The following is a 1,698-nucleotide window of genomic DNA, read 5'->3' as shown; positions in this document are numbered from 1 at the left end:
GGCCCGACGTCGTGTTCGTGGTCGGCGACGGGCTGTCGGCGTTCGCGGCCGCGAAACAGGCACTGCCGTTGCTGCAGGCCGTGCGGCCGCGGCTCGACGTGGACGGCTGGCGGATCGGCCCGGTGGTGGTCGCGACGCAGGCGCGCGTCGCGCTCGGCGACGAGATCGGCGAACTGCTGCGCGCGAAGGTCGTCGCGATGCTGATCGGCGAACGGCCGGGGCTCAGCTCGCCGGACAGCCTCGGCGTGTACCTGACGTGGGCGCCGAAGGTCGGCTGCCACGACGCATTGCGCAACTGCATCTCGAACGTGCGGCCCGAAGGGCTGCCGTACGCGGGGGCCGCGCACAAGCTGCATTACCTGATGACGCATGCGCGCCGGCTCGGGCTGACGGGTGTCGGTCTGAAGGACGACAGCGATGCGTTGCTGCCGCAGGCGGAGGCGGAGCGGATCGGGGCGGATTGAGAAGGGCCGCGCGCGGGCCGCTGCCGGTGAGTGGCGGTGTTCGTGCCGTTCGATCGACCTGCGGCGTGCCTACCTGAACAGCCGCTCGCACAGAAAATCGACGAACACGCGCAGCTTCGGCGACAACTGCCGGCTCGACGGCCACACGATCGAGAATTGCCCCGGCGCGATCCGGTAGTCGTCGAGCACGGTGACGAGTGCGCCGTGTTCGAGCGCGTCGCGCGCGAGGAAGTCGGGCATGTAGCCGATGCCGAGCCCCGAGAGCACGGTGCCGCGCAGTGCTTCCATGTTGTTGCAGGTCAGCGCGGTGCGCAGCTTCAGCGGCGTGCCGTCGTCGGCCGCGAGCGCCCAGTCCTGCAGCTTGCCGGTGGTCGGGAAGCAGTAGCGCACGCATTCGTGCGCTTCGAGATCGCGCGGCGTGCGCGGTGTGCCGGCCTGCGCGAGATACGCGGGCGTCGCGCACAGCACGAACGCGAACGGGCCGAGCCGCCGCGACATCAGGCTCGAATCCGACAGCGGGCCGCTGCGGATCACCGCGTCGAAGCCGCCTTCGACGACATCCACCATCCGGTCGTTGAAATCGAGATCGAGCTCGACGTCCGGGTAGCGTTGCCGGAATTCGGGCAGCACCGGCAGCAGGAACCGGTAGCCGATCACCGGCAGGCTCACGCGCAGCTTGCCGCGCGGGCGCTGCGCCGATGCCGTCACGGTCGCTTCCGCGTCGCGGAAATCCTCGAGGATGCGCTGGCAGCGTTCGTAGAAGTGCCGCCCTTCTTCGGTGAGCGTGACGCGCCGCGTCGTGCGGTTGAACAGCCGCACGCCGAGCGACTGCTCGAGCTTCGCGATCGTCTTGCCGACCGCCGACGCCGAGATGCCGAGCGTGCGGCCGGCCGCGACGAAGCTCAGCGCTTCCGCGGTGCGGACGAAGGCGACGATGCCGGTCAGGTTGTCCATCGAATCGAAGGGCGGGTGTCGACGCGCGTAGTCGAGTGAATTGCGGAATTCTAGTCCGTTATATGCGGAGCTTTGCGTGGTTTTTCGTAGATTGAATCGGATTTATCTTCTGTCGCTCTGGCGGCGCATCCGCGCCGGCTTTTCGAGGATCGATGATGGATCACCCTTTTTCAGCCGCTTCGGACCTGTCGGCACGCCGGCGCGCGTGGGTGCTGGCCGCCGTCTGCATGGCCGCCGTCGCGCTGCCGCTGTCGTTTTCGGGCGGCGCGGTCGCGACGCG

At 68.8% G+C, this 1,698-nt stretch carries 2 protein-coding genes; one reads left to right on the top strand and one right to left on the bottom strand.

Annotation, left to right across the window (positions count from 1 at the left end):
- A partial coding sequence (locus G3N99_RS39850) for an ethanolamine ammonia-lyase light chain EutC (protein WP_206125147.1) occupies positions 1-464 on the top strand: 464 nt, incomplete at its 5' end.
- Positions 465-533: 69 nt separating this feature from the next.
- Here the strand turns inward: G3N99_RS39850 and G3N99_RS39845 are convergent.
- The gene (locus G3N99_RS39845) at positions 534-1,418 is read right to left on the bottom strand and encodes a LysR family transcriptional regulator (RefSeq protein ID WP_206125146.1); all 885 of its coding nucleotides are present in this window, start codon (positions 1,416-1,418) and stop codon (positions 534-536) included.
- Between the last annotated feature and the right edge of the window lie 280 nt (positions 1,419-1,698).

The organism is Burkholderia sp. Ac-20392, from assembly GCF_017104585.1.
In the GTDB taxonomy this organism is placed as follows: Bacteria; Pseudomonadota; Gammaproteobacteria; order Burkholderiales; family Burkholderiaceae; genus Burkholderia; species Burkholderia lata.
Note: the sequence above shows the minus strand (reverse complement) of the source record. Positions and strands in the feature narration are given on the sequence as shown.